2 protein-coding genes are annotated in these 1,106 nt (G+C 66.8%); both read left to right on the top strand.

From position 1 onward, the window contains the following. Positions 1–409 (top strand): magnesium transporter (locus GSQ79_RS29935; RefSeq protein WP_246725582.1); only part of this gene is annotated, 409 nt, incomplete at its 5' end. Continuing rightward, positions 406–849, top strand: coding sequence for a cupin domain-containing protein (locus tag GSQ79_RS25345; protein WP_158811532.1), 444 nt, complete (start codon positions 406–408; stop codon positions 847–849). The genes GSQ79_RS29935 and GSQ79_RS25345, both read left to right, overlap by 4 nt. The last annotated feature ends 257 nt before the right edge of the window (positions 850–1,106 follow it).

Raw genomic sequence — 1,106 nt, 5'->3', positions numbered from 1 at the left:
GGCGGTGCTGGCGCCGATCGTCGCCAGCCAGGGCGGCAACGGTGCGACGCAGACGATGACGGTGGTGATCCGCGCGCTCGCGACCCACGAGCTGTCGCGCAACAATGCCATGCGGGTCATCGGCCGCGAACTCTTCGTCGGCGCGCTCAACGGCATCGCCTTCGGCGTGCTGACCGGCATCGGTGCAAGCCTGTGGTTCGGCATGGGTGGCATCGGCGTGGTCATTGCCGGCGCGATGCTCACCAACCTCATCGCCGGGGCGCTCGGCGGCATTCTGGTGCCGCTGGTGCTCGAAAAATTCGACATCGACCCGGCGGTGTCGGCGAGTGCCTTCGTCACCACGGTGACGGACGTGGTCGGCTATTCCTCGTTCCTCGGCTTCGCGACGCTGTGGTTCAGCCTGGCATGACCGCGCAAAGTCTGACCGCCAAGGACGTCATCGCCCGGCTCGGACTCAAGGCGCATCCCGAAGGCGGCTGGTATCGCGAGACCTTTCGCGATCCGCGCGAGGTTGACGGCCGCTCGGTCTCGACCGCGATCTACTATCTGCTCGACGTCGGCGAAGTGTCGGATTGGCACCGCGTCGATGCGACCGAAATCTGGCACTGGCACGCCGGCGCGCCGATGGTCATCACGGTGAGCCCCAACGGCCACGATGCGTCCGCGCACCATCTCGGCCCGGCGCTGGACCAGGGTCAGCTGCCGCAGCTTGTCGTGTTGCCCGGCCACTGGCAGACGGCCACAAGCCTCGGTGCCTGGACGCTGGTCGGCTGCACGGTGGCGCCGGGGTTTGCGTTTTCGGGGTTCGAGATGGCGCCAGTAGGCTGGCGGCCGACGCCGCGGGGTTGACCCATCCCTTCTCCCACTTGTGGGAGAAGGTGGCCTCGCGAAGCGAGGTCGGATGAGGGTGGTGAAGTTGGCCATGGATGATGCAGAGCCGCCCTGCAATTGGGTCCTGATCGGTACCGCCCTCATCCGACCCTTGCTCACGCAAGGGCCACCTTCTCCCGCGAGCGGGAGAAGGAGCGCGTCGCTTAGTTCGGGTTTTCCAGACTGAGCGTCTCAGACCCCTCGTCATAGGCGAACAGCTCGCCGTAGCGGCCCCA

Source organism: Beijerinckia sp. L45, assembly GCF_009765775.1.
In the GTDB taxonomy this organism is placed as follows: Bacteria; Pseudomonadota; Alphaproteobacteria; order Rhizobiales; family Beijerinckiaceae; genus RH-AL1.
The sequence above is the reverse complement of the archived record's forward strand: the minus strand, read 5'-3'. Positions and strand labels throughout refer to the sequence as shown.